Source organism: Mesorhizobium sp. AA23 (genome assembly GCF_001672435.1).
In the GTDB taxonomy this organism is placed as follows: Bacteria; Pseudomonadota; Alphaproteobacteria; order Rhizobiales; family Rhizobiaceae; genus Mesorhizobium.
Map to the genome: position 1 here is coordinate 1 of NZ_LYTP01000008.1, position 26485 is coordinate 26485.

A 26485-nucleotide genomic window follows, 5' to 3' on the forward strand; every position below is an offset into this window, starting at 1 on the left:
GGTAAACCCCGGCCGCCAGCCGCATGTCGCGGCGATGCGCTTCCTTGATTGCCTGTTCAAGCGCTGCCGCGCGCCGGTCGATCTCGCGTTGCGCGAGGAGGCGGACGAGGATCCCGTCGGCGCGCGGCCCGGTCCCGACATGCTCTGCTGCGGCCTGCCGACGTCGGCCACGCGCTCCTACTGCGCGCATCATCATGCGCGGTTTCACGGCCATCGCGGGAGGGGGATGTGAGAGTGGCAACAATGAAGGCGCCGGCGGCGGAGTGCTCAATCTCCCCCCTTGCGGGGGAGATGTCCGGCAGGACAGAGGGGGGTGTGAAGGAACGCCAGCCTCGCCAATCCTTTCAAGGTACGACAGCAGTACAATGGGCAAAGTGGAGGACAAGCAGAGCGGATAGGCTGGCGGGACAGCACCCCCCTCTGGCCTGCCGGCCATCTCCCCCGCAAGGGGGGAGATTAGCCACCTGCCGCTGCCCGGCCTCTCATCAGGCAATCCCATGAGCGGTACGACCTGGTCGAAGTTTTTCTGGTCGGATTGGGAGTCCGATCCAAATCTGCGCCTCTGCTCGCTGGCGGCCCAAGGCCTGTGGATGCGGATGCTCTGCATTGCCGCCGCGCACGAGCCGGTTGGCTATGTCGCCATCGCCGGCAAGGGGCTGGAGGAGGCGGCGCTCGCGCGCCTTGCCGGCTGCACAGAAATGGAGCTGGGATGCCTGCTTGCCGAGCTCGAGCAGAACCGCGTCTTCTCGCGAGACCGGCATGGCCGCATCTACTCCCGGCGCATGATCGCGGATGCGCGTAAGGCGCGCGTGGTGCGCCGCAACGGCCTCAAGGGCGGCAACCCAAGCCTTTCGAAAGAAAGGGCGTTTTCGCGCTTGGATAAGCGGCGGGTTAAGTCAGGGGATAAGGGGGAGGATAAGCCCCAGAGTCCAGAATCCAAGAATCCAGAATCCAACAATCCAATAGCCATAGATCCATCGGGAGAAAACGCCCTGGCGTTTTCTTCCCGGGCTGCCGCTCCGCGGCAAAAGAACGAGAAATTATTTTCGGGCCGTTCAGCCGGACAGAACTGGCATCGCCGCAAGACACATGTCGATGCCGCCAACGCCATCATCGAGGAGATCAATGACCGCAGCCGAATTGCAGCAGGCGGCGAAAGCGCTGGCCGCGATGTTCAGTTGCTTCCCGCAATCCGCGCTCGCTGATCCCGAGATGCAGCTGCGCGGCTATCTCGCAGCCGTGCAGGATGCCGAGCTTGCCGATGTGCAAGCCGCGATCCAGCGCTTCATCCGCGGCGAGGCGAAGGTCGACAACGCCCAGTTCTGCCCGTCCAGCGCCCAGCTTTCGATCGAGGTGCGGGAACGGCGGCTGATGCGGGAGCTGTTGGCGAAGCGGGCGCTCATTTCTTCGCCGCCGCGAAGTGGGGGGTCCGAAGGACGGGCGAGACCCGTGGTTCGCCCCGGCTAGTCGCGCGGCGCAGCCGCGACGGAGGGGGAGCCGACAATGATCGATATGCCGGCGGGACAGCGCCCCCCTCTGTCCTGCCGGACATCTCCATCTCCCCCACAAGGGGGGAGATCAGACTTCGCCACCGCTTTCGCCAACCTCCACCCTCGCAGGTCTGAGCGGGGGCGCCCAAGCTGCCAATCTCCCCCCAAGTGGGGGAGATGCCCGGCAGGGCAGAGGGGGGCGCGAAGGAACGCAGCCTCTCCCGTTGGCCACTCACACCACCCACCACAAAGGACACCGCCCATGCCCCGCAAAGCCGCCAAGAAACCGCAACCCCCGAAACTCCCCAAGGGCGAGGCCGAGCAGGTGCGCATCCGCCGCGAGATCGGCCATGACTTCGCGCTGAAGCCCGACGCCTTCGGCCGCCAGCGCCTCACCCCCGGCACGGCCGAGGCGCGCCGCGTCTACCAGGTGTCGAACGGTGGCTACACCTCAACCGGCGGCATCGTGCGCCTGCGCAATGTCGATCCGCTCACCGGCATCACCTCGCTCACCCGTCAGCAGCGCGAAGCCGGCCAGCGTTTTCGCGACGATTTCGAGCGCTCCGCCCGCGAGGGCCTGCAGCCGCAATCCTGGAGCGAGCGCATCGACGGCGGCCGCCTCGGCGGCGGCGTGCCCGACCGCGTGCTCTCAGCCGGCCGCGCCCACGCCCACGCAGCGGCCGCGCTCGCCCACTGGGAGGTGGCGGAGGTGGTGCGCAAGATTTGCCTCGAAGGCCAGTCGGTGAAGGCCATCGCCGAACGCACCGGCGACGGGCGCGACGTGGTGGTCAAGCTGCTGAAGCTCGGGCTGGATTTGTTGGCGGTGCATTACGGGATGATGATGGGGAGGAAGGTAGGGTGAGGGGAAAGCGATGTGCCAAACTTGCGCCGGATCGAAAGCTGGTTATGTGACTATGCAACTGGAGTGACTGAATGCGTTTCATTAGACTTGTTTCCGGTTCAATGATGTTCATGATCGGCCGTCGCTGCAGTAATTGCGACCGTGTTTAACGCCATCCTGTTCTCAACACCGCAATGTTGATGACACTGCTGTTTGTGCTTAAGGCGGCCTGGGGGCACCTGAAATCGAGCTGGCGATGACCGTTAATCCACTGATCTCCGGATTGAAGATGACCCGGCCAGCCGACCACGACCACCTCGCTTCGCAGTGACCATCCAGTCTAGAAGAGGCGGATGCGATTTACTGGTTCCGTCGGCTTGGCTCGTGGGGCCTGCTGGTTGTCGAGGAAGGCGCCGATCCAGCAACACCCTACCAGCTTATGGTTGCAAAGCCTATGCCACTGGGGCAGACGGGGTGAGAGCCGACGCCGGCGAAAGTTTGAAGTGGCTGAAACTGGCCGCTGAAGCTGGAAGCAGGAGGCGGCTGCGGCTCTCTCCCAATCCCAGCACTGATTAAACCACGTGCCGAAGGACAAATTCGCATTGTTATTCATTCCGACGATTCACTGCGAAGAGCGTATTGAAAGACGACCGCGCAAAAACTTCTGGCCTCGGCGCTGCCCCTCATCCGCCTGCCGGCACCTTCTCCCCGTATAGTGACGGGGAGAAGGGGATGGCCGCGACGCTGGCAGCTATTCCGCGACGTTGGCGGTTGGCGAAAGCGGCGGTGACAGCATCTTTCTCCCCGTCACTATACGGGGAGAAATGCCCGGCAGGGCAATGAGGGGCAGCGCCGATCGATGCGGTTATCTGCGCGCTTTGCGTGACGCCGTTTCAGCCGTGTCTCAAGCGCCTTTCTTCAGCGGCTTCGGGTCGCTATCAGGTGGTGGTTCCCACCCAAACACGCTCCGCCCTCCGAGCAAATGCGACTGGTCCATTTCCCCCGCGACGATCTCCTTCAGGCTCGGCCCCGTCACATAGCGCTCCATCCGGCGTGACTCCCCGTCCAGCCGCTTGAGCGCCTGCAGCTCTTCCTCGCGCCCGAGCCTGGCCTTGCTCACCGCCGATTTCAGCACCGAGATCGTCTCGTCATAGACCTTAAGCGGCACGGGGAAGGGGTGGCGGTCCTTGCCGCCGTGGGCGAGCGAGAAGCGCGCCGGGTCGGAGAAGCGGCAGGGCGCGCCGTGCACCACCTCGGAGACCATGGCGAGCGCGCGCACCGTGCGCGGGCCGACGCCGGGCACCAGCAGCAGTTCGGGAAAATCCTTCGGGCCGCTCTCGATCGCGGCGGCAATGTTGCCGTGCAGGCGGCGCATGACGATGTCGCTTTCGCGCACGTCGTGATGCGCCGGCATGACGAGGTTGGGCAGCAGCGGCTGCGCGGCCGGCTCGGGCGCTTCGGCTCGCGGCTCCAGCACGGCAAGCTCGCTCAGGATCTTTTCCGGGCTCATCGTCTTCAGAAGCGCGATCTGCCCACCGCGGGCTTTCTCCGCGCGGTGGTCGGTGAGGTTGACGATCTCGCCTTGGCGTTCGCCCTCGATCGCCGCATGCGGCTGGTCGACGAAGCTGGTCAGCCCCTCCGAAAGCCAGTGGTAGCGGCGCGCCTGGCGGGCGTCGCCGTTCATGCCCTGCTGCACCACCACCCAGCGCCCGTCATCGCTGACGATGAAGCCGTGCAGGTAGAGGTCGTAGCCGTCCTGCACGGCGGCGCTGTCCACCTTGGCGACCAGCCGGCTGGCAGTGGCAAGAGCTTGGCCGTCGAGGCCGACATGGTCGCCGATCGCCAGCAACTCGCCCGGCGTCTTGCGCGAATGTGCGCCGCGCCCGCCGCAGACATGGATGCCAAGCTCGCCGGCCATCGGATTGAGGCCCCGCTTCAGCGCGCCGATGACGGAAGTGGTGATGCCGGAAGAATGCCAGTCCATGCCCATCACGGCGCCGAAGGACTGGAACCAGAAGGGATGGGCGAGGCGCCGCAAAAGCTCGTCGCGGCCGTAATGATGGATGATGGCTTCGCACAGCACCGCGCCGAGCCTCGTCATGCGATCGCCCAGCCATTTCGGGACCCGCCCGCCATGCAGCGGCAGGTCGGCGCTGCCGCTTCGCTGCGTCACTTTTTGCTTTCCTTATGAATGCCGGCTTCTAGATGGCATTTTGGCGGGAATTTGCAAGGCGGCGCAGCCGCAGCCGGACATCTCCCCTCGCCCGAGGGGAGATGTCCGCTCGCTGGTCGGTCAGCGCCGGCAGATGCGGATCTTTTCGATGACGCGGTGGCCGTGGCGCCAGTGCTTCACGATCTTGATCCGGCAATGATCGCGATAATACCGGTTATGATAGCGCACCACATAACGCTCGCGATAGGGAGTGTAGTAGTCGTCACCGTAGACGTGTCGGTAATAGCGGTGAGGGTAATACCCGCCATAGTAGTCACCATAGTAATCGCCGTAGCTGGGGCCGACGCCGATGCCGAACTGAACGCTACCGGCAGTCGCCGGGGCGATCGCAAACGCCGAGGCGATGGCGATCATCGAAGCAAGCAGAAGCTTTTTCATCGCTGCCTCCCTGAGGTTCGATGGGTGCCCCTTCGAGGCACAAACGGTTTCGGGAGGGGTGGTGTTCCGAGAAAGTTGGACGGCGATCCTGGGCCCGGCGAGGAGCGAAGCGGCGCCGAAGCTGTCGATCTTCGCCCTTGCGCGGGAAGATCACGCATTTCTTCGCCGCCGTCTTCGATGTTCGGAGTCGCCATATCGCCACCTGCTGTCGCCGTGCAGCGCGTGCGCGCGCGGCGTCGTCGTCTATTGCCACGTCCAGCCAATCCCAACCGCAGGAGCCTGCCATGACCAAGCCCACCATCCTGAAATTCGGCCCCGTCGAGCATGGCGATGGCGGCGATCTGCCGGGCTGGATCGCGGTCGAGGGATCGCCGACCATGCAGACGACCGTCCAGCACACCAGCGAGGACGGCAAGGTGATGTCCGGCACCTGGCGCGCTTCGCCCGGCACCTATCACGCCACCTACACCGACTATGAATTCGTCCACATGATCGCCGGCCGCATCCTCATCACGCCCGATGGCGGCGAGCCGGTCGAGGTCGGCCCCGGCGACGCCTTCGTGGTCGAAGCCGATTTCAAGGGCACCTGGAAGATCCTCGAGCCGGTGACCAAGCATTTTGTGGTTGTGGCGGAGTGAGCAGAAGCTGCTGATCTCCCCCCTTGCGGGTGATGTCTGGCAGGACAGACGGGGTGTGAAGGAACGCCGACGCTCGCACGGTCGTCTTCCTCGGGCTTGACCCGAGGATCCATGCCGTGACCTTCGGCGTGAAGCGCTACGGTGCAGAATTCTGCTACTGCTGCAACGCTTTAGCGTCACGGCATGGATCCTAGGGTCTGCGCGCGTCGCTTCGCTCCCTTGCTCCGCCCTAGGATCACGAACGACAGGGGCGGCGCCCTACCTTCCCACCTTCGAGATCACGCGCCTTTCCACCTCCGGTTCCAGCGATTCCGCGAATGGGGTCGCCAGATGGTGCTGGTCGCGGAAGGCGAGCTGGCCGTCGATGAAGACGTGGCAGGTTGTGGCGTTGCAGAAGCGGTCGGTGAGGTCGACGTAAGTGGCATTGGGCACGCTGGTGACGATCTCGCGCTCGACCGCCGCCATCTGGTCGTTGGCGGCATAGGCGCGGCTCTGGTCGCAGAGCGATGGCGCCTTGTCGCGCCACAGCGCGCGCGACACGCAGGTGTCGATGTTCTCGTCGTTGAACGGCACGTCGCGGATGAAGGCGATCTTCAGCCCGGCCTTGCTCAAGCTGGTTAGTGTCGAGCGCAGGCCGGCCCGCCATACGGCGTCCGGCGTGTCCGGCTCGCCCTTGCCCGCCGCCATCTTGCGCGAGGAGGTCAGCGCCAGTTCGGAGATCACCACCAGCGAAGGTCTGGCCGCGATGATCTCCTTGATCGCCTGTTCGCGCCATTGGTCGCATTCGCGGTAGTCGCGGTTCAGCTTCGTGACAAAATAGGAAAACCGTGAGGGCCGGCACGAGCTCTTCAGCCAGGTCTCGACGCGGTAGCCCTTCTTCTTTCCCGCCTCGATCAGCGGTGTCGACCAGTGATCGGCGTGCGAATCGCCGAACAGCGCGATCACGCGCTGGCCATTGCCGAACACGCAGGGTTTCGGCGTTACCGTGTCGTAGCCCTCGACGCAGGCCTTGGCGCGCGCGGTGGCCGGCTCGGCCGCACTTGCCGCGATCGCGCGCTGCTCGGGGTCCTCGGCGCGCACGGCAAGCGCTGCGTTGCCGTAAGCGGCTGCGACGCCGGTGCCGGTCAGGAGGAGGGCCGGCACCAGCGCCCGCGCCGCATTGGCCATAAGCCAGCCATTGCGGCGGATTGGATTCTCGATGAAATGATAGCTCAGCGCAGAGAGCGCCAACGTCAGCCCGAGGCAGGCGAGGCGTTGCGCAAAAGTCAGCTCCTCGACCAGCATGCCGGCATAGACGATCACCGGCCAGTGCCAGAGATAGAGCGAGTAGGAAACCTTTCCGATCCACTGCAAGGGCGGCAGCGCCAGGGCGGCATTCACGCAATTCGAGGAAAAGAGCCCCGCGTTTTTCCGTTCGAAATTGCGTGAAAGAATGCCGTCCCCGACGCCGGCCGCGCCCGCCAGCAAGAGAAGGACAGTACCGGCCACGGGCACGAGCGCCAGGAAACCGGGGAAGGGAGCCTCCTCGCTGAAGGTGAGGTAAGCGAAGGCAATGAGGACCAGCCCGCAGAGGCTGAACGCCGTCCCGAGCCGCGGGCGGTTCTGGAGCAGCCATGCCGGCGCCATCGAAGCCAGCCCGCCGGCGGCGAATTCCCAGGCGCGCAGCGGCGAGAAGTAGAAGGCCCAGGGCTGCGAAATGGGGGTCAGCCAGGCGCAGACCGCGAAGGAGACCAGGCCGGCAATGCCGATCGCAAGCATGATCGCCCGCTTGCCGGGCCTCAGCCAGGCCGCCAGCATCAGCAGCGCCGGCCAGGCGAGGTAAAACTGCTCCTCCACCGACAGCGACCAGTAATGGATGAAGGGGTTGTTGGCGGCGTCGTTGGCGAAATAGTCGAACGACCAGCGGATCAGCCACAGATTGATCATGTAAGCGGAGGCGAACATCGCGCCCTTGGAATAGAGCTGCTGCTCCTCCGGCGACAGGATCAGCGTGCCGACGGCAAGCGTGGCGGCGATGACGAACAGCGCCACCGGCAGCAGGCGCCGCGCGCGTCGGGCATAAAAGCGAAGGAGGTCGAGCCGGCCGGTGAGCGAAATCTCGCTGACCAGATGGCGGATGATGAGGTAGCCGGAGATGACGAAAAAGATGTCCACGCCGGCAAAGCCGCCGGGCAGGGCGGTGAAGCCGAAGTGGAAGGCGACAACGCCCGCCACGGCGAGCGCCCGCAACCCCTCAATGTCGGGCCGGAAGTCCGGCGATGGTGCTGACACGAAGGCGAACCTCGCAACGGTCGTTCGTATCCCGCCTTGGGTAAAGCCTCGCGCCTATGGGCTCATACCGCAATGCAACAAATCTAACGCAGTGCAACATAAAGGGAGGCGGCAGCAACGGCGGCGGCAGCCGACGCTCCGGCAGCCTAGGGTCTGTGCGCGTCGTTTCGCTGAGGACGACGAAGGAGCTCAGCCGCCGTTCCCCAGTGTTCGAGAGCATGGAAGGACATTGGCGAGCGCTAAAGGCAAATTGTCCGCCTGCAGGTAATCTGGTAGGATCAGTGCACCGACGAACGGCTCTGGGACGCCGTGACGTCCGACATCATGCACAAAGACATCAACTCGAACCGGAGAACGGCCATGAAACGGCTTCTGACGGTCGCTGCGCTGTTGGCAGCGGGCAGTTTGATTGCGATCCAGGGCGCAGCTGCCGACGATGCTGCGCTGATCAAAAGCGCCGAGTCCGCCGCACCCGCCGCAGTGGCGAGTGGCGCTGCGGTCTACGCCATGGATGAAAAGGGGAACATGCGCACCCTGCGCGAGGGCAAGACCGGCTTCTGGTGCATGCCGGACAATCCGGCCTCGCCCGGTCCGGATCCGATGTGCGGCGATGCCAACTCGATGGAATGGGCGATGGCCTGGCTGGAAAAGAAGGAACCGCCCAAAGGCAAGGTCGGCTTCATGTATATGCTGTCCGGCGGCACCGACGGCAGCAATACCGATCCTTATGCGACGAAGCCCGAGGCAGGCAACAATTGGATCGAGACGGGGCCGCATGTGATGATCGTCAACGCGATGGACATGATGAAAGGCTATCCGACCGATGCCAAGCCCGACACGTCCAAGCCTTACGTGATGTGGCCGGGCACGCCCTACGCGCATCTCATGATCCCGGTAAAATAGCCGGGCACGGACCTTCAGGTGCGGCGGCGAGCGCTTCAAATCTCCCCTTGTCCGCAAGGGGAGATTTGCATCAGCTGCTTCGTCCTCGCTCCAACTGATAGCGCCTCGCAACCATCCTCCGATCCGCGCGTTGCACGCCGGCGAAAGCCAATCATGGCGGGCAGGGTGGAGACTCACGGTGGCGGATAATCGTCAGAACGGCACGCGCGAGTCGGAACCGGGGCTGGCGGGCCTGCTTGCTGCCTCGCGCAGCCATCCGCGCACGGCGCTGCCGACGGTCGCAACCGTCGTCGCGTCGGTTGCGGCGCTCTATTTCGGGCGCGAGGTGTTTTTGCCGATCGCAGTCGCGCTGCTGTTGACTTTCGCCATCGCGCCGCTCGTGTCGGCGTTGAAACGCGTCGGCATTCCGCGCCTGCCTGCCGTGATCGCCAGCGTTTTGGGCGCCTTTGCCGCGCTTGCGCTGTTCTCCTTCGTGGTGGCCACGCAGGTCAGCGACCTCGCCCAGAACATCCCCGTCTATCAGATCAACATCCTGACAAAGATCCGCGCGCTGAAGGAAAACGGGCTGGGCAACGGCATCATCTCGCGCTTGAGCGGCGTGATCGAGCGCGTCGGCCAGGAGTTCGAGCGCCAGGAGCCGCAGCTGCCGTCCGCCGCCGAGACGCCGAAGCGCGATCCGATCCCGGTCGAGATCGTCGCGCAGGAAAGGCCGCTCGAAGTATTGCAAAAGGTCATAGAGCCGCTGCTCAGCCCGCTCGGCTCGGCCGGCCTTGTGGTCGTCGTCGTCATCTTCATGCTGATGGAGCGGGAGGATCTGCGCGACCGCTTCATCCGTCTCGTCGGCTATGGCGATCTCCACCGCACCACCCAGGCGCTGCAGGACGCCGGCAAGCGGGTCGGCCAGTATCTGTTGATGCAACTGGTGGTCAACGTTATCTACGCCATCCCGATCACCATCGGCCTGTGGGTGCTGGGCATACCCAATGCGCTGCTTTGGGGCATGCTGGCGCTCGCCCTGCGCTTCGTTCCCTATATCGGGCCGATCATCGGCGCGCTGCTGCCGCTGTTCCTGGCGCTGGCGGTGGCGCCCGGCTGGTCGCTACTTCTGTGGACCGGGGCACTGTTCATCGCCATGGAGCTGATCACCGGCAACGTCATCGAGCCATGGCTCTATGGCTCGCGCACCGGCCTCTCGCCGCTCGCCATCATCGTCGCGGCGATCTTCTGGACCTGGCTCTGGGGGCCGATCGGCCTGGTGCTGTCGACGCCGCTCACCGTCTGCCTCGTCGTCCTCGGCCGCCACGTGCCGCAGTTCGAGTTCCTCGACGTGCTGTTCGGGAACGAGCCGGTGCTCGAGCCGCACGCGCGTCTCTATCAGCGGCTGCTCGCCGCCGATCCGGACGAGGCGACCGACCACGCCGAGGAGATGCTCGAAGAAAAATACCTGTTCGAGTTCTACGACCAGGTGGCGATTCCGGCGCTGCTGCTTGGCGAGCAGGACCGCATGCGCGGCGTCATGGATGACGAACAGCGCAAACAGGTCGCAGCGAGCGCGCTGACGCTCGTCGCCAATCTGGACGCCAGCGCCCAGGAGGAAGCGGAGGAGGCGGAAGCCGAGGAGGAAGAGGACCAGCAGGCAGCCACTGCCTCGGCCGAGGCCTCGCCGGGCAAGGCAGCCTCAGCCAAGATCACCGCGGGCAAGGCTGCTGAAGGCAAGGCGAACGATCGGAAGGCCGGCGACGGCAAGGAGCCTCTATCCGAGGAGGTCGATCTTCCGGATGGCGTGGGCTTCTCCGTGCTTTGCGCCGGCGGGCGGGGCGAGCTCGACGACGCCGCCGCCGCGATGCTGGCGCAGGTGCTGGAGGTGCAGGGCGCCGAAGTGTCGAGAGCGAGTTTCATTGACCTCGAACCTGCCGGGATCCGCCGCCTCGACCTGAGCGGCGTCGATACGGTGGTGATCGGTTTCCTCAACCGCGACTCCACCAAGCACGCGCGCTTCATGGTGCGGCGGCTGAAGCGGCTGAAACCGCGTCTCAGGGTCGGCATCGTGTCCTGGTCGGAAATCGGCAACAGCGACGCCAAGGCCGCGGCCGAACTTGCCGCCGGGCTTAACGCCGATTTCGTCGCCCATGGCATGGTCAGCGCCGTGACGGGCGCCCTGTCGAGCGAGCCGCCGGTGATGCTGAAGCTTGCGCCGCAACGCCGGCCACGCCGCCGGCCGGCCCGCAAGAAGGAGCTGCAGGCGGCTGGATGAGGGAGGCGACTTTCCCCCTCAATTGACCGGCCCGAAGGCCCGCGCGAACCGCGCGGCTTTGCGATCCGCGCGGGCAGGCGCCGGCCCCGCCGGCGGCGCCACGCCCCAGCCCTCAGGCTGGCCGGGCGGCTGTCTGGTTCGGCCCTTGTCCGGCCGTTTCTGTTCTGCCTCGCCGATCCGGGCAGAAGCCCGGATCCTTCGGAGCGCGCTAGAAATGCAGGTCCAGTGCAGGCGGATGGCTTGGCCTGGATCGTCCTGCGGCGCTGCTGCGGAGCCGGCGGGACGGCTTGCTTGCTCCTGGTTGCACTGCCCAGTGAGCTTGCGGCGGCCGTGAAAGCATGATCTTCGCTCGAACAAGAGGCCAATCCCGATTCTGTCGGGACGGAACAGGTGCAGCCGGATGGCACTGAACATCGCGCAGAAGTTACGACTGACTTCGGTCGTGCTGGGAACCGCCAGCCGCAAGGATCTGGCGGCGGCGTTCCGAGCAGTCAATCCGAAGACGGCTTTCGATATCGGCCGCGCCGACAAATGGCTGCAAGGCCGCGCCCAGCCTCGCGAGCACAGCGTCTACGAAGACTGGGCGAAAGTGCTGCGCCTCGAGCGACCCGGCGCCTGGATCGCCGAGAGCGATCTGCCGAGCTTCACGGCCGCGATCGCGGCCCGGCACGGCATTGACGCGACGGAGCTCGAACGCCGCGCCCACGCGCAGGCCGAGGCCTCGCCCGGACATGACGACAAGGGCACCGGACTGGCGCTTGCCGGCACCTATGCCTGCTATTCGCGCGCCTGGTCGCCTTACTATCGCGGCCAGCTCATCAGGGGCCGCCTGTCGATCGAGGCGGGGCCCGGCGCGCATGCGTTCACCGCCACATATCGCGAGACATTGCCGACCGGGCAGTTGCAACTCGGCGGGCCGGTCACGCCGGCAAAGCGCAGCCTCTACCTGCATCTGAAGGAGGTGGGCGGCGAAGCGCAGTTCTTCCTTTGCCTGTTCCCGCAGACGCAACCGGTGAGCGTGCTCGGCGGCTATATGGTTGGCACCGCCATCATCGGCCCGGAGGCGCAGCCCTCGCTGACAAGAATCCTTCTGGTGCGCCTGCGCGATGCGCCAGCCGCCGAGCAATGGGGCGGGTACCTGCCGCCGGGCACCTCGATCGCCGCCGATCTCGCGAGCCTCGGCATCGTCATGGAGCACCCGGAAGCGGTCGACCGGCAGCTCGGCCAGTTCCTCAGTGCCGACAGCGACGGCGGCGTCAACCAAATCCCGCCGTCCGAGTACCGCGCCATCCTCGACGTGTTCGACCGCCATTGGCTGCAGCACGCGGGCTAGGAACGAACCTTAGCAGGCTCGATGTTGCCGGCTCACCACAGCCTGCCCGCATTCGGTTGCAGCCGGCTCGCTTTGCACGCATCTCACGAAAACGTTTTTTGACAAAACGGCACTTCCCTTGCGTCTTGAGGCGGCAAATTGGGCAAGGGGCATATCCATGAAGAAGATCTATGAGAAACCGGTGCTGGTGAAGCGCCAGAAGCTGTCGAGCGTCGTTGCCGGGTCGTCGGCCCCGCTCCCGCCGCGCTGACCTAAGCAACAGCCAAAAGGGCAAACATTCCCGGGCTAAGCTTGACAGGGCGGCCGCATCGCGTTCACCTGCGCAGGTCGTTGACCCGCCCAGGAATGGACGATGAAGAAGACTTACGAAAAGCCGCGGCTGCAAAAGCGCGGCAGGCTGTCGGCCGCGACCGCCGCCGCGCCGTCGTCCGGCTTTACCTTCTGAGGCGAGCCAGGCCGCCCTGCGGCACTCCTTTGCGGCGGTCCGAGATCGGTCGAAACTATTGGCTTTGCCACGGCGCACCAATCGGCGTACCCTGCCGTATCGCTGGTAACCACCCACCGGACACCATTGGCGACGAGAGACGTTGATCCGCGCTCCCGTCTGAACAGGGAGAGCGGCATGCTCGAGAACAAGAATCCCCACTTGCCCGCGCGGGCACGCGGCCGCAGATTTCCAGGACCAACTGATTGAGGAGAGCAGAAGGGCGCTGATCCGCTCTTACGACCTGTTGCGTCGTACGGAGCGCCTGGTGAACGCTTCCGGCCGCAAGCTTGATGGTCGCTCCCCGGCGGCGCTCGCCCACGCGAAGCGTCTTCAGGTGGGAATTGCGATCAAGAAGACGTACAGCAAGCCGACGCTTGAAAAGCTGGCAACGGTTCGTCAGTAGCGGTCTGGGCACCCTTTCTGAGCCTCGTACGCGAAACCTCGCGCCGCTGCCGGCCAGGAGCGGGCGGTACACTACGCAAGTGCCCGCCCGTCCGGCGCCGCCGCCAAGCTGCTGAAACCCCGTCCGTCCCCAACAGCAACGGTCATGGCGTGACCAGTCACTGCGGATTGCCATTGGCCCGGCTTGGCTGTCAACGTCGGCGGCGGCGCCTCCGGAACAGCGTTTTTTTCCGTTGTGCAATGCCGAAATCGGGCTGCCGCATTTCCGCGGTTGCCGCGCCGGCAGGCTCCGAAATGGCGGATTTCCGGGCTTTTCGGCCGTTGCGGCAAGCGACACGAATGTTGCCGCCTACACGTTTGAATAGGCTGGTTTCTCACTGGTTGAGGCGTTTTGAGGTCCGGTTCTCAACCTGACTTTTTTTGGGCGCATTTCGGCAACGCAGCATTGGCGGGCAAAGGGCAGTGAATTACCCGTCGCGCTAGCGGTTTCGTCGCCCCTCAAAGGCTGGGGAGAGGAACGCTGCCGCTCTGTGAACCGCTTCATGATGCGCACATGCAGGGATGCTAAAATTCGCCATCCGATGAGGGTGGGCGATCGGTTGCTCGAAGTGTCCCGGCGCAGGTCCTGGCCGGCAGATCGGGCAGAGGTGCTCGCGCAGCGACGGAGCGGGGGTTCTTGTTGGGCGTCCCTCCGCTCCGTCCCGGCGTGTCGGTCTGTCGGCGCGGCGTTCCTTCGCGCCTCGCCTGCCTGCGTGCCGGTCGCCGCGAAAGGAGATCGGCTGTCTCACCGCCCGCCGCACACCTCCCTCACAAGGCCCCGCAGCCACCGATGCGCGGGGTCGGCGTCGAGGCGCGGGTGCCATAGCAGCGAGATTGTGAGCCCGGCGAGCTTCACCGGCAATGCGAAGGTGAGCAGGCCTTCGCGCAGCTTGCCGGTATAGCGCTCGGGCACCGTGGCGATGAGATCGGAGCCGCGCGCCAGCGCCAGCGCTTCCGCGAAGCCGCCGACCACGGTGGCGATTGTCCGCGTCAGCCCGGCGAGTTCCAGCGCGTCGTCGATAGGCCCGCGATCCAGCCCGCGGCGCGAGATCAATATATGCCGGCCGGCGGCGAAGCGGGCGGCGGTGATCTTGCCGTCGCACAGCGGATGGCCGCTGCGCACCACGCCGACGAAACGGTCGCGGAACAGCGCCTGCGCCCGCACCTCCGGGCCGGTCGAGCCGCCGATAACGCCGGTCTCGAGATCGACACTGCCTTCGCGCATCGGCGCGCTGTCCTTGTCGGGCTTCGGCACGAAGCGCAGCTGCACGCCCGGCGCTTCCTCCGCGACGCGCGCGAGAAGGGAAGGGCCGAAATTTTCCACAAAACCATCGCTGTTGCGCAGCGTGAAACTGCGCGTAAGCCGCTTCAGATCAAGGCGTTCGGCGGGGCGCAGCACAGCCTCCGCCTCCTTCACCAGCCGGCCGACATCCGTCCCGAGCTCGATGGCGCGCGGCGTCGGCACCAGGCCGCGCCCGGCGCGGACCAGAAGCGGATCGCCGGTCACCTCGCGCAGTCTTGCGAGCGCGCGGCTCATTGCCGACGGGCTGAGCTTCAGCCGCCGCGCGGCTTTCGCGACACTGCCTTCGGCGATGAGCACGTCCAGCGTGACGAGCAGGTTGAGATCGGGTCGGGACATGGCGCGATCTTAGCACGTCCTCGATGCAGTGATATGGCGTTTCATGCACTATTCGAGTGCAAATGCTGCGCGTTCCGCCGCATCGGCCAGGCACCTATTCTCCCGGCAAGTTCCACCCGAGCCGGAGAAGAACCATGGCCGATATCGCAGATCCACGCACCGCTCCCGCAAGCCACTCGGCAAGCGGCGCGCTGGCCAGCCTGTCGCTGGCGATGCTTTTGTCCTCGCTCAGCACCAGCATCGCCAATGTCGCGCTGCCGACGCTGAGCACCGCCTTCGCTGCATCCTTCCAGGCGGTGCAATGGGTGGTGCTAGGCTATCTGCTTGCCATCACTGCGCTCATCGTCAGCGTCGGACGGCTTGGCGATCTGGTCGGCCGCCGGCTGCTGCTGGTCGCCGGTCTTGGCCTGTTCAGCGCCGCGTCGCTGGCGGCCGCGCTTGCGCCGTCGCTGCCGCTGCTGGTCGCCGCCCGCGCCGCTCAAGGCCTCGGGGCCGCGGTGATGATGGCGCTGACCATTGCCTTGGTTGGCACGACGATGCCGAAAGAGCGCACCGGCAGCGGCATGGGCCTGCTCGGCACCATGTCGGCGATCGGCACGGCGCTCGGGCCGTCGCTTGGCGGCGTGCTGATCGCTTCCCTCGGTTGGCGCGCGATCTTCCTCGTCACTGCAGGGCTGGGCGTCGTGGCGATGATCCTCGCCCGGCGCTTCCTGCCGGGCGATCAAACCGCGACGATCCTCCGCAGTGAGGCGCAGGGCGTTGGCCCGCGCTTCGATATTCTGGGCACGCTGCTGCTTGCCTTGACGCTCGCCGCCTATGCGCTGGCAATGACGGCAGGACGCGGCCATTTCGGCGGCACGAACATCGCGCTGCTCGGCATGGCCGTTCTCGGCGCCGGCCTGTTCCTTTATGCGCAGCGGAGAGTGGCGTCGCCTCTGGTCAAACCAGCGCTGTTCAGCGATCCGGTGCTGGCGCCGAGCCTTGCCATGAATGGGCTGGTCTCCACCGTGATGATGGCGACGCTTGTCGTCGGGCCCTTCTTCCTGTCGCGCGCGCTGGGCCTGGACGAGGCGCAGGTCGGCGCCGTGCTGTCGATCGGCCCGGTCGTCTCGGCGCTGTGCGGCGTGACTGCCGGCCGCTTCGTCGATCGCCTGGGCGCGTCCGCCATGGTCGTTGCCGGGCTGGTGCTGATGACCATCGGCTGCCTCGCACTTGCTCTGCTGCCGGGGCTGTTCGGCGTCGCCGGCTACGCGGCGGCGATCATGCTGCTGACGCCCGGCTATCAGCTCTTCCAGGCGGCGAACAACACCGCCGTCATGGCCAATGTCGATAAGAACGAGCGCAGCGTTGTCTCGGGCATGCTCAGCCTGTCGCGCAATCTCGGCCTGATCACCGGCACGGCGGTGATGGGCGCGGTGTTTGCGTTCACGGTGGGCACTGGCGAGGTCGGCGCCGCGGCACCGGAAGCAGTCGCCGGCGGGATGGCGTTTACGTTCGCAGTGGCGGCGGGTTTGGTCGCCCTGGCGGTGGCAATTGCGGTGGTTGGAGGTTTGCGAAAGCGTCGGTAACATCCAATCTTCCCCTTGCGGGGGAGATGTCCGGCAGGACAGAGGGGGGGCGTCTCACTTGGATTGCCAACGCCGTCTGATGTCGGGGAGAGCGCTGGCGCTTCACGCGAAGCGCCCCCTCTGTCACCTTCGGCGACAGCTCCCCTCGAAGGGAGAGTACGCATCGCCGCCAATGTAACCCATCGCACATTCCCAATGTCCTTCTTGCCGTATCGGCTTCCGTAAATTAGCCGATTTTGATATTCCGGTGCGGTCTTCTCCCGCCGCATCGACGAGGAGCCAGATGGCAGTGGAAGGGTGCCCGGCCGGATGACCGACGCTCCGCATAAGGGGCTGCTGGACCTGTGCGTGCTCGGCGACTTCCAGGTGGTCCGCGACGGCGCGCTGCTCGACCTGCCTCCGTCGCGCAAGACGAGAGCCTTGCTTGCCTATCTCGCCGTCACCGGCAAGGCGCATCAGCGCGAGCGGCTCTGCGAAATCTTCTGGGACATTCCCGACGATCCGCGCGGCGCCTTGCGCTGGAGCCTGTCCAAGATCCGCCAGGTGCTCGGCGACGACGAATCCGCTCTGGTCGCCGACCGCAACACTGTCTCGCTGAAACTTGGCACGGACTATGCCCGGCTGCTGCCGCTGGTGAAGGCCGATCTTTCCATGGCGTCCACGGAAGAGCTGGAGGCCGCGGCCGGTTCGATCCGCGGCGATTTCCTTGCCGATCTTTCGCTTGAACGCTGCTTCGAATACGAGGCCTGGCGCGCGGGCGTCGCCAGCGAGGTCGAGATCGCCGAGCTCGGCATGTTGCGCGAGCTGATCGAGCGCCTGGCCGGCGAGCCGAGGCGTGCGCTGCCGCTTGCCAGGCGCCTGCGCCGGCTGCTGCCGGAGGATATCGGCCTGGCGGAAGAGATCGAAGCGCTGGAGGAGAAGGTGAGGGCGGCAGCCGCCCAGCCGACGGGACGCTCCGCGCAACGCGGCGCCACGGACGTGGCCCAGATGCAATCACCTTCCACTCAGCTTGCCAACAGCCCGACGCCCGCGCAGGATCCCGGCCGCGCCGTCCATTTCTGCCGGGCTCGCGACGGCACAAGGCTTGCTTTTGCCAAGACCGGCAGCGGCCCGCCCATCCTGCGCGCCGCGCATTGGATGTCGCATCTGACCTTCGACTGGGACAGCCCGATCTGGCGGCACTGGATGAGGGAACTGTCACGCCGGAACCAGTTGGTGCGCTACGACGAGCGCTGCAATGGCCTGTCGCAACGCCACGTGGCCGACGTCTCGTTCGACACGATGGTGTCGGATCTCGAATGCGTCGTCGAGGCCGCGGGGCTCGATCGCTTCACGCTTCTTGGTCTGTCGCAGAGCTGCGCGGTTTCGATCGCCTATGCCATACGCCACCCCGAGAAAGTCTCGGGCATGATCCTCTACGGCGGCTACGTCAAAGGCTGGCGGGCGCGCGGCGACCCCGGCGAGATCGCCACGCGCGAGGCCGTATCGACGCTGATGCGCGAGAGCTGGGGCAAGTCGAACCCGATGTTCCGCCAAGCCTTCTGCTCCATGTTCATCCCCGGCGCCACGCACGAACATTTCGCCTGGATGGACGATCTGATGCGGCGCACGGTTTTGCCGGACGACGCCTGGCGCCTGCAGACCGCCTTTTCCGTGATCGATGTCAGCGAGCTGCTCGAAAAAGTGCGGGTGCCGACCCTGGTGCTGCACGCGCGGGAAGACAATGTTGCCCCGGTCGAGTCCGGCCGCACCATGGCGGCAGGCATTCCCGGCGCCAGCTTCCTCGAGCTGGAAAGCCAAAACCACATCCTGCTTGAGGGCGAGCCGGCCTTCGACGAGTTCGTCGCCCACGTCCGGGCCTTCGTCGCCGGTACAGCAGGTTCCTAGGAAATCTCCTACCGCGATCGCGTAATTTAATCTTGGCGTGGGACGCCTATCTTTGGGTGGCGGCGGTGCCCATTCCGCCCCCTTCGGCCGGTGCTTCAGCTACCCCAACGCCCCCCGCCCGCTGCGGCACCGGCCTCATTCGTCTCGTTCTGCGATGCCGCCTCGGCCGAGCCGGCTTCCGCTTCGCGCTCCAGCTCGACCAGCTTCGACTTGATCTCTTGCGTGTCCGCATGCTCGAGCCCAACCACGTCATTGCGTGTCTGCCGCAGCGCGATCACGATCTCGTCGAGTTTGGCGTGGATGGCCGCCGTGTCCCGGTACCCCTGGATAAGCACGATCCCCGTGATGATGATGGCCGCTGCCGACAGGGCATAGGTCACCGTGTTGGTAAGTCCGAAGGGTACGAGCAAGGTGCACGCAACCATCGCGATAACCATCGCATAGAAGCCGGGCGGCCTAGACAGAAAATCGGCGACGATGAAGAGGAGCCGATTCATGGGCGACGCTATGAAAGCAGGAACCCGGCTATCAGCACGGTGAGGACCATCGAAGCCGGCACGGCAAGCAGCCAGCGAGCCTCCAGGACACTGTTGGTCGGGTCTTCCATATTTATCCTCCCATCGGCGAATTGCTTGCCGGCAAACGGCGACCAAGAGCGTTCGTTCCACTCATCGGCCAACCGTCCGAAGCGCCGTCGGACTGAAGTCCGGAAAGCAAAGAAGAGGATCGACCGCCGCAACCTAAGTCATGCTTCCGCATTTCTGACGCGCCATTGCATCGGGAGGCGATATATGACCGACGGACTCGCGGACGATCTGGAAGACCAGCCCTATGAAACAGCGTCCTTCGCCAGCAAATACGGGCTCTCCGACAAGCTTGCCAAGGCCATGTTGATCGCGAACGGACCGTCGCGACGCGCCTGCGACGCCGCGGCGGGCACTTACCTCAGATATGTTGCGCTGCGGCGCGAACGCCCGAAATGACCTTCGCTGCGTTGCTGCCGGGCAGCCCGATCCAGGCCGGAACCAAACAGCCCGGCAGGGGTTTATCCGGCGAAGGGACGCTCCACCAACCAGGAATATTGCAATGAAAACAGTGCTTCTCGCAGCGTTGGCGCTTTGCGTCGCGGCACCCGCCGTCGCATCCGCCGCCGAGGCCGATGTGGTCATCACGACGCATCACAGGCACCATTACCATCACCGTCCCGCCATCGTCATCAATGAGGAAGGCCACCGCCTTCATCACCGCCATCACGGCACCGTCGCATTCTATGACAACGGCCGCCGCGCCTGGCATCGCCATCACCGCTCCGACGCCGTCGTCGTCACGAGCTCAGTCGAGCGTCATCACCGCTACCACCGTCGTCCGGTCACCGTCGAAAGCGACACCGACTATTGACGGCTATCGGCCCGGCTCGGGAACCGAAAGCCGGGCCGAACCCGTTGCCGGCGATCATTTGTCCGCCTCGCCCCCGGCGAGCGGCACGGTGAACACCGTCGCGGTGCCGGTGAGACAAAGCTCGCCGGCCTCGTTGCGCACCGAGGTCTCCAATTTCGTGATCGGCTTGTCGGCGCGCACGTCCTTGACCTCGACGCGGCCGGTGATCAGTTCGCCGACACCGACCGCCTTGACGAATTTCCAGGAGACTTCGAGGAACACCGAGCCGGGCCCGGGAAGGTCCTCCGCGACCACCGCGTTCAGGATGCCGGAGGTGACGCCGCCCTGCACGATGAGCTTGCCGAACACCGAGGCCTCGGCCAACGCCTTGTCGTAATGCAGCGGATTGCGGTCGCCGGTCATCTCCGCGAAGGCGTCGATATCCTGCGGTTGCGTGCGCCGCGAACGCTCGGCGACGGCGCCGACCTGCGGCCGCCCCTTGATGACGCCTATCCACCCGTCCTTCATCAAATGTACGGTCATGGTCTTACTCCCGTTCGGTTGCGATAGAGGCTCGAGCCCGCCATTGCCTGCGGTTCGTCCTCGTTTGCCGGCTCTCGATAAGTCGCCAGCCCGCTCATGGCGGGCACGGCGCGGCGGACCGGGATCGCGTGTGCGGCGAGCGCCCGAACCTCGGCCTTCATCACCGCGCTGAAGCGGCGATGCCGCTCGCCGATATCGGCCAGCGACCAGTCGAAGCCGGCAATGGCGTCAGTGGTGTCGAGGATCTGATGGGCGAAGAGATCGCGCTCCTGCTGCCAGGTCGCGAAGGCTGCCTCCGATCCGTCCAGGATCGCCCGCGCCAAGCCCTCGGCATCGCGCAGCGCGTCGGCAATGCCGTGCGAGGTGAGCGGGTCGCGGAAGAAGCCGGCATCGCCGACCAGCGCCCAGCCTGGTCCGTGAGCGTGGCGGATGTAGCCCGGCACGCCGCGGAAAGCCTGCAGGCGGGCATCGTCGGGCGCCCGGCTCGCCTGTTCGGCCAGTGCCGGCGAAAGCGCCTCGAGCACCTCCATGCGGGCGCGGAAATGATCAAGGCGGAAGCGCTCGTCGAACAGTTTGGTCGGCACCGAAGCGACGATGCAGGCCAGCCCGGCATTGGTCGGAATGAGGGAGCCGGCGATGCCGTCGCGGAAATACCAGTGATAGCCGGCGCCGGGTTCGACCGGCGCGTAGCCATAAACATGGGCAGCCGAGACCGTGCCTCTTCTGAGCACTTGCGCGTCGCAGCATTTCGCCACCGTGGAGCCGATGCCGTCGGCGCCGATCACGATGTCGGCGCTTAAACGTAAGGCCGCGCGGCCGGCGCCGCGGATCTCGACGCCGCGCACGCGTCCGCGCGTGTCGGCAAAGAGGTCGCCGACCGCCACGTCGTGCAGGAACTCGGCGCCGGCCTTGCGCGCGGCATCGACGAGCATGCGGTCGAGCACGGTGCGCCTGGGCGCGATCAGCCCGGGAAGATCGGGCCCGGCATTGAGCGGAATGGTGATCTCCTCCTCGCCATAGTGGAACGTCGTTGTCTCGATCAGCGGCGTGCCGGCCCTGAGCAGCGGTTTGAGCAGGCCCCAGCGCGACAGCTGCAGCACGGCGGGCCGCATCAGCGCGTGCGTCGACAGCGTGTCTGAGCCGTAGGGCCGGCGCTCGATCGTCAGCACCGTCAGGCCGGCGCGGGCAAGCAGCAGCGCCGTCGAGGCCCCGGCGCAGCGCGCGCCGACGATGATGGCGTCATAATGGGCGCGCTTGGGCGTTGGCGGAAGGGAAATCGCGGTCGTTGGCATCTCCGGTGTCCTCACGGCGGCCTCTCAGGCGGCTTGGCGACCTTTGCGGTCGAGATAGATGGAGACCTCGGCGGCGATCGCTTGCGCGTCGACGCCGGCGCCGCCGATGAAGTTGGAATCGCGCTTGCGCAGAAAGCGGAAGCCGAGCGCGTAGAGTCCGGGAACGCTGGTGATCCCGCCGCGGTGCGCCAGCTCGCCATCCGGCCCAACCGCCGACGGCTCCAGCCAGTCGAACGAGCGGGCATAGCCCGTCGCCCAGATCACCGTGCCGGTCGCCCCCTCCGACAGCGAAAGCCGCTGGCGGCGCGCAGAGGGCGTCGCCACCGGCTCGCGCCGGCCGGGCCGCGCGGCGCCGGCGAAGCGGTCGATCTCGGCAAGCAGCCGCCCCTGCTTCGCGTCCGCCGCCGCGATCTGCGCGGTAAGATCGTCGGCAAAGGCGATCTCGCGGTTGGCTATGCCGCGCACGCGGCCGGTGAGCTCGACGCCGAGCGCCTGCAGCGTGGCAAGGTCGACATCGGCCTTGTCCGGTCGCCCGACGAGTTGCAGCGAGGGCTGCCGCCTGGCGCTCTCCGGATTGGCAAGTCCGTCGAGCGGCTGGGCCATCACGCCCATCTGACAGAGCCAGAAGAAGATGTCCTTGCCGCGCCACAGTCTCGGCAGGCGCGTATGCTTGCCGACGGACAGCATCACATGCCGGCCGGCGCGCGCGAGCTCGTCGGCGATCTGCACGCCGGAAGATGAGGCACCGACGATCAGCACCCCGCCGGGCGGCAACTCGCCGGGAGAGCGATACTGCGAAGCGTGGATATTCAGCGGTCCGCCTCTGGTCTCGGACACAAAGGGGACCATCGGCCGGTCGCAATGGCCGGTCGCCACCACCACAGCCTTGGCCGACCAGTCGCCGGCGCCGGTGGCGAGCGCGAAGCCGCCGCCGGTCCGCCTGCAGGAGGTGACCTCGACGCCGCATTCCACCGGCACCTGCCAGCGGCTTGCATAGGTTTCGAGATCATGGACGAACACGTCCTTTGTCCTGAAGCCGTCGGGGTTCCGGCCGTCATAGGGCGAGCCGGGCAGGCCGTTCAGCCAGTTCGGCGTCAACAGCCTCAGCGATCGCCAGCTCTGCGTGCGCCAGCGCTCGCCGATGCGGCCGCGCTCCAGCACGACATGGTCGATGCGGGCGCGGCCAAGGCAATGGCTGAGCGCAAGCCCGGCCTGCCCGCCGCCGATGATGACGACGTCAGCATGTTTCATGGCTCTGTTCCGAGGCCCTGGGAGAGACGGTCCGGATTTCTCCGAACCGTCGCTTCAGCTAACGCATTTCGCCCAGAAGTGTGCAGCGGTTCTGGGACAACGACATGCGTCAAAACAAAGAACTAAGGCGCGTCGCCTGAACCGTTTTCAGGACGACGCGCTTTAGGTCACTGGATGGTCTTGATGCCGACCGTGACCGGCACGCCGTTGGTCAGCACGTCGAACACGGCCGAGCGTGCGCGGGCCTGCTCGACCAGCTGCTCAAGCTTCTCGGCCGGTGCGTCGCCCTCGACCTCGAACGACACCTGGATGTTCTGGAAGCCGTTGCGTACCTCGTCCGAGATGCCGAGGATGCCGCGCAGGTCGATGTCGCCGTCGACCGAGCACTTCACGCTGGTGAGCTTGATGCCGCGCGCGGCGGCGATGTTGGCGAGCCCCGCCATCAGGCAGCTCGCAAGCCCATGCAGCAGCCACTCGACAGGGGTCGGGGCGTTGTCGGCGCCGCACAGGATCGCCGGATGGTCGCTGTCGGCATAGAAGGGCTTCTCGTGCTTCTGCTCCTGGCCGGCACCGTGGAAGCCATGCATGACGCTCTTGCTGTGGGTGCCTTCGACCCATTCGTTGTGGGCGCGGAACTGGAACTTCGCCAGCTCCGGCTGACCGGCGACGAAATTGATGGTCGCCAGGAGGTTCGGTGTGTCGACGCCATTGAGCGGAACGCGGGCAGGTTTGGTGTTAGGTTGCATGTCACTACTCCGAAGGTTGCTTTGCGGCTTGGTTGCCGTGACGGCTTCCTTTCTGACGCCGATGCGTTTGAACGAGAGTGGATGGCAGCGTGGAATTTCTGATACGCCCACCGTGGAAATTGCATCGCCCGTTTCATTTGGGCGGGCAGCCCGCGACCGGTTCCAATGCCGGCAGTGCTTCGCGCCGGAACGCGAAAACCCCGGCGAGCCGGGGTTTTCACCAGCCTTCTGGCCGGCCGCCGATGCAGTCGTTCATCCGCTTCAGGCATCCGTCCTGCCGGCTGCGGCGAGCGCGGCGCGCGTGGACGTGTAGTGCTCAATCTGCGAGCGGCTGATGCCCATGTCTTTGAGCAAATAGTCCGGCATGGCGCGCAGCGCGGCGCGATCGCTGCGCATCCGCATGGCGTGATAGGCCAGCCGCAATCCGCGGCGGGCAGAGCCGAACAGGTTGAAGCCCGTGCGGTCGGTTTCGTACTGCAAACGATCCATCGTCGTCATTGTCGTCTCCATTGTTGCGAGCGCGTTCATTCGCGCCGTCGATGGGGACAATGACGTACGGGCGAGGGAGCCAGCGTTGGAGGCGACGTCGAAATTGCCGTGGAATCGTGAGGAGGGAGATTACCCGCTCCGCTGCCCTCATTGGACTTGCCCCGGCACAACCCCATATTGAATCCCAAGGAGCTTTGAGGCGTGAAACTCGCGCGGGTGGCCCTTCTGGCAGCGGCTTTCATGGCCGCCGCGGCGGTTTTCCCCTTCTCCTCGGCCGAAACGGCGGGGGAGAGGATGGCCTTGAGCATCGCGATTGACGGCGCCATCGGTCCGGCGAGTTCGCGCCAGCTCAAGGAAGCGCTCAAGACCGCGGCCGAGCGCAACGCCGGGGCTCTCATCCTTCAGCTCGACACGCCCGGCGGCCTCGTCACCTCGATGCGCGAGATGATCGCCGATATCCTGGCGTCCCCCGTTCCCGTCATCGGCTATGTCGCGCCCGCCGGCGGTCATGCGGCGAGCGCCGGAACCTATATCCTTTACTCGACCCATGTCGCGGCGATGGCGCCCGGCACCAATCTGGGCGCCGCGACTCCGGTCGAGATCGGCGGGCTGCCCTCGCTTCCCGGCGGTGAGAAGGACGACAAGGACACCGGCAAGCCAGCCGGGGACCCGATGACGGCCAAGGCGACCAACGACGCGGTGGCGCTGATCCGCTCCCTCGCCGAACTGCGCGGGCGCAATGGCGACTGGGGCGAGAAGGCGGTTCGCGAGGCGGCGAGCCTCTCGGCAAGCGCGGCGCTGCAGCAACATGTCATCGACTTCGTCGCCCGTGACACGGCGGAGCTGCTGCAGCTCGCCGACGGCCGCACCGTCGACGTGGCCGGCAAGAAAGAGGTGCTGGCGACGAAGGGCCTGGCCGTCGAGGTCCTGGATCCCGGCTGGTTCATCCGGCTTCTCGCGGTCATCACCGATCCGAACGTTGCCGTCCTCCTGATGCTGATCGGCTTCTACGGCATCGTCTTCGAGGTCACGAGCCCAGGTGCGGTGGCGCCTGGCGTCATTGGCGCCATCTGCCTCGTGCTCGGCCTCTACGCGCTCGATCTCTTGCCGATCAACTATACCGGTCTCGCCCTGATGCTGCTCGGCGTCGCCTTCCTCATCGTTGAGGCTTTCAGCCCGACAGTGGTGCTGGGTGTCGGCGGCGCGGCAGCCTTCCTGCTCGGCGCGGCCATGCTGCTCAAGGTCGAGGGGCCGGGCTTCGCCATATCCTGGGCGGTCATCGGCCCCGCCGCGGCGCTGACGCTGGGCCTCGCGCTGCTGGCCGGCAGCTATCTTTGGGCGGCGCGCCGCAATCCGCCGCGCGTCGGCGGCGGGGCCATGCACGGTCTTTCCGTGGACGTTCTCGACTGGGAAGGCGGAGAAGGTCATGTGCTGGCGCTCGGCGAGCGCTGGCGCGCCAAGGCCGAGGAGCCGATCGCGCCCGGAGATCGTGCTGAGGTGACCGCCGTCAGCGATCTCGTGCTGACGGTGCGGCGGCGTGGTGCAGGTCACAACGGAGCGGGAAACGACGGAGCAAAACGATGACGCTCGGCTATGTCGCCTATCTGATCCTCGCGCTGCTGGTGATCATGTTCCTGTCGGCGGCGATCCGCATCCTGAGGGAATATGAGCGCGGCGTGGTCTTCACGCTCGGCCGCTTCACGGGGGTCAAGGGGCCCGGCCTCATCCTGCTCGTTCCCTTCATCCAGCAGATGGTGCGCGTGGACCTGCGCGTTGTGGTGCAGGACGTGCCGCCGCAGGACGTCATCTCGCGCGACAATGTCTCGGTCAAGGTCAACGCGGTGCTCTATTTCCGCATCGTCGACGCCGAGCGGGCGATCATCCAGGTCGAGGATTTCATGACCGCCACCAACCAGCTGGCGCAGACCACGCTGCGTTCGGTGCTCGGCAAGCACGAGCTGGACGAGATGCTGGCCGAGCGCGACAAGCTCAACAGCGACATCCAGGACATCCTCGACCAGCGCACCGACGCCTGGGGCATCAAGGTCTCCAATGTCGAGATCAAGCATGTCGACCTGAATGAGAGCATGGTCCGGGCCATCGCCAAGCAGGCAGAGGCCGAGCGGCTGCGGCGCGCCAAGGTCATCAACGCCGACGGCGAGCAGCAGGCGGCGGCCAAGCTGGTCGAGGCCGGCCGCATGCTGGCGGCCGAACCGCAGGCCATGCAGCTGCGCTATTTCGAGGCCCTGCACGACATCGCCGGCGAGCGCTCATCGACCGTGGTCTTCCCGCTGCCGATGGATCTGCTCAGCCAGTTTTTGAAGGGCCACAGCCAGGGCAAGTGATCTCCCCCCTCGAGGGGGAGATGCCCGGCAGGGCAGAGGGGGTCGGTCCGACTGGACTCAGCCTATTGCGACGGTTGTA

At 65.9% G+C, this 26485-nt stretch carries 26 protein-coding genes and 1 pseudogene; 17 read left to right on the forward strand and 10 right to left on the reverse strand.

Annotated elements, in window-relative coordinates; all coding sequences use genetic code 11:
* The 4 genes and pseudogenes from A9K66_RS30725 to A9K66_RS08655 form a co-directional block, all read left to right on the forward strand.
* Positions 1–232, forward strand: a pseudogene (locus A9K66_RS30725) (GcrA cell cycle regulator); the annotation flags it as partial.
* Between the two features lie 265 nt (positions 233–497).
* The gene (locus A9K66_RS08645; RefSeq protein WP_067322350.1) at positions 498–1205 is read left to right on the forward strand and encodes a hypothetical protein; all 708 of its coding nucleotides are present in this window, start codon (positions 498–500) and stop codon (positions 1203–1205) included.
* Entirely contained in the window at positions 1126–1467 is a 342-nt protein-coding gene (locus A9K66_RS30185) for a hypothetical protein (RefSeq protein WP_127326152.1), read from the forward strand. Before A9K66_RS08645 ends, A9K66_RS30185 begins: the two co-directional genes overlap by 80 nt.
* Positions 1468–1752: 285 nt before the next feature.
* Positions 1753–2352, forward strand: coding sequence for a DUF6456 domain-containing protein (locus A9K66_RS08655; RefSeq protein ID WP_067322355.1), 600 nt, complete (start codon positions 1753–1755; stop codon positions 2350–2352).
* Between the two features lie 883 nt (positions 2353–3235).
* Here A9K66_RS08655 and A9K66_RS08660 read toward each other — a convergent pair.
* Positions 3236–4504, reverse strand: coding sequence for a DUF763 domain-containing protein (locus A9K66_RS08660; protein WP_067322358.1), 1269 nt, complete (start codon positions 4502–4504; stop codon positions 3236–3238).
* A gap of 120 nt (positions 4505–4624) precedes the next feature.
* Complete coding sequence (locus A9K66_RS08665) at positions 4625–4942, reverse strand: hypothetical protein (protein WP_067322361.1); 318 nt, start codon at positions 4940–4942, stop codon at positions 4625–4627.
* A 284-nt stretch (positions 4943–5226) separates the two neighbouring features.
* Between A9K66_RS08665 and A9K66_RS08670 the strand changes: the two genes are divergently transcribed.
* Complete coding sequence (locus A9K66_RS08670; RefSeq protein ID WP_067322364.1) at positions 5227–5580, forward strand: cupin domain-containing protein; 354 nt, start codon at positions 5227–5229, stop codon at positions 5578–5580.
* A 258-nt stretch (positions 5581–5838) separates the two neighbouring features.
* On the opposite strand, the gene A9K66_RS08675 is transcribed toward A9K66_RS08670, so the two are convergent.
* The gene (locus A9K66_RS08675; RefSeq protein ID WP_067322368.1) at positions 5839–7851 is read right to left on the reverse strand and encodes an acyltransferase family protein; all 2013 of its coding nucleotides are present in this window, start codon (positions 7849–7851) and stop codon (positions 5839–5841) included.
* 360 nt (positions 7852–8211) lie between these two features.
* On the opposite strand from A9K66_RS08675, the gene A9K66_RS08680 reads away from it, so the two are divergent.
* From A9K66_RS08680 to A9K66_RS30190, 6 genes are all read left to right on the forward strand, one after another.
* Complete coding sequence (locus tag A9K66_RS08680) at positions 8212–8754, forward strand: hypothetical protein (protein ID WP_067322371.1); 543 nt, start codon at positions 8212–8214, stop codon at positions 8752–8754.
* Positions 8755–8932: 178 nt separating this feature from the next.
* Entirely contained in the window at positions 8933–11008 is a 2076-nt protein-coding gene (locus A9K66_RS08685) for an AI-2E family transporter (RefSeq protein WP_067322374.1), read from the forward strand.
* A 400-nt stretch (positions 11009–11408) separates the two neighbouring features.
* Positions 11409–12341, forward strand: coding sequence for a hypothetical protein (locus A9K66_RS08690; protein WP_066999480.1), 933 nt, complete (start codon positions 11409–11411; stop codon positions 12339–12341).
* A gap of 157 nt (positions 12342–12498) precedes the next feature.
* Complete coding sequence (locus A9K66_RS29310; RefSeq protein ID WP_082953784.1) at positions 12499–12591, forward strand: hypothetical protein; 93 nt, start codon at positions 12499–12501, stop codon at positions 12589–12591.
* A gap of 102 nt (positions 12592–12693) precedes the next feature.
* Positions 12694–12786 (forward strand): hypothetical protein, encoded by a 93-nt coding sequence (locus A9K66_RS29315; protein ID WP_082953785.1) that lies wholly within the window; start codon positions 12694–12696, stop codon positions 12784–12786.
* A 307-nt stretch (positions 12787–13093) separates the two neighbouring features.
* Complete coding sequence (locus A9K66_RS30190) at positions 13094–13231, forward strand: hypothetical protein (RefSeq protein ID WP_156751039.1); 138 nt, start codon at positions 13094–13096, stop codon at positions 13229–13231.
* A 783-nt stretch (positions 13232–14014) separates the two neighbouring features.
* Here A9K66_RS30190 and A9K66_RS08695 read toward each other — a convergent pair.
* Positions 14015–14908, reverse strand: coding sequence for a LysR family transcriptional regulator (locus A9K66_RS08695; protein WP_067322378.1), 894 nt, complete (start codon positions 14906–14908; stop codon positions 14015–14017).
* Between the two features lie 134 nt (positions 14909–15042).
* Here A9K66_RS08695 and A9K66_RS08700 point away from each other — a divergent pair, with 134 nt between their 5' ends.
* Positions 15043–16476, forward strand: a complete 1434-nt coding sequence (locus A9K66_RS08700) for an MFS transporter (protein ID WP_067322381.1) — start codon at positions 15043–15045, stop codon at positions 16474–16476.
* A 309-nt stretch (positions 16477–16785) separates the two neighbouring features.
* Positions 16786–18363 (forward strand): alpha/beta hydrolase, encoded by a 1578-nt coding sequence (locus A9K66_RS31115; RefSeq protein ID WP_245307466.1) that lies wholly within the window; start codon positions 16786–16788, stop codon positions 18361–18363.
* 95 nt (positions 18364–18458) lie between these two features.
* On the opposite strand, the gene A9K66_RS08710 is transcribed toward A9K66_RS31115, so the two are convergent.
* Positions 18459–18860 (reverse strand): low affinity iron permease family protein, encoded by a 402-nt coding sequence (locus A9K66_RS08710; RefSeq protein WP_082953787.1) that lies wholly within the window; start codon positions 18858–18860, stop codon positions 18459–18461.
* Between the two features lie 294 nt (positions 18861–19154).
* On the opposite strand from A9K66_RS08710, the gene A9K66_RS08715 reads away from it, so the two are divergent.
* Both A9K66_RS08715 and A9K66_RS08720 read left to right on the forward strand, forming a co-directional pair.
* Positions 19155–19346, forward strand: coding sequence for a hypothetical protein (locus A9K66_RS08715; protein ID WP_067322383.1), 192 nt, complete (start codon positions 19155–19157; stop codon positions 19344–19346).
* Positions 19347–19449: 103 nt separating this feature from the next.
* Complete coding sequence (locus A9K66_RS08720; RefSeq protein WP_067322386.1) at positions 19450–19761, forward strand: hypothetical protein; 312 nt, start codon at positions 19450–19452, stop codon at positions 19759–19761.
* A gap of 54 nt (positions 19762–19815) precedes the next feature.
* Here A9K66_RS08720 and A9K66_RS08725 read toward each other — a convergent pair whose 3' ends face one another.
* From A9K66_RS08725 to A9K66_RS08745, 5 genes are all read right to left on the reverse strand, one after another.
* A complete protein-coding gene (locus A9K66_RS08725) occupies positions 19816–20283 on the reverse strand; it encodes a MaoC family dehydratase (protein WP_082953788.1) in 468 nt (155 codons plus the stop codon).
* Positions 20280–21575 carry an NAD(P)/FAD-dependent oxidoreductase gene (locus tag A9K66_RS08730; protein ID WP_067322391.1) on the reverse strand — a complete coding sequence of 432 codons (1296 nt, stop codon included), beginning with the start codon at positions 21573–21575 and terminating at the stop codon, positions 20280–20282. Before A9K66_RS08730 ends, A9K66_RS08725 begins: the two co-directional genes overlap by 4 nt.
* 24 nt (positions 21576–21599) lie before the next feature.
* Complete coding sequence (locus A9K66_RS08735) at positions 21600–22826, reverse strand: NAD(P)/FAD-dependent oxidoreductase (protein WP_067322394.1); 1227 nt, start codon at positions 22824–22826, stop codon at positions 21600–21602.
* A gap of 167 nt (positions 22827–22993) precedes the next feature.
* Positions 22994–23572 (reverse strand): OsmC family protein, encoded by a 579-nt coding sequence (locus A9K66_RS08740; RefSeq protein ID WP_067322397.1) that lies wholly within the window; start codon positions 23570–23572, stop codon positions 22994–22996.
* A 261-nt stretch (positions 23573–23833) separates the two neighbouring features.
* Complete coding sequence (locus A9K66_RS08745; protein ID WP_164746786.1) at positions 23834–24070, reverse strand: DUF1127 domain-containing protein; 237 nt, start codon at positions 24068–24070, stop codon at positions 23834–23836.
* A 192-nt stretch (positions 24071–24262) separates the two neighbouring features.
* Between A9K66_RS08745 and A9K66_RS08750 the strand changes: the two genes are divergently transcribed.
* Positions 24263–25645, forward strand: coding sequence for a nodulation protein NfeD (locus A9K66_RS08750; protein WP_156751040.1), 1383 nt, complete (start codon positions 24263–24265; stop codon positions 25643–25645).
* On the forward strand, positions 25642–26406 hold the full coding sequence (locus tag A9K66_RS08755) for a slipin family protein (RefSeq protein ID WP_067322404.1): 765 nt from the start codon (positions 25642–25644) through the stop codon (positions 26404–26406). The genes A9K66_RS08750 and A9K66_RS08755 overlap by 4 nt, the downstream gene beginning before the upstream one ends.
* The last annotated feature ends 79 nt before the right edge of the window (positions 26407–26485 follow it).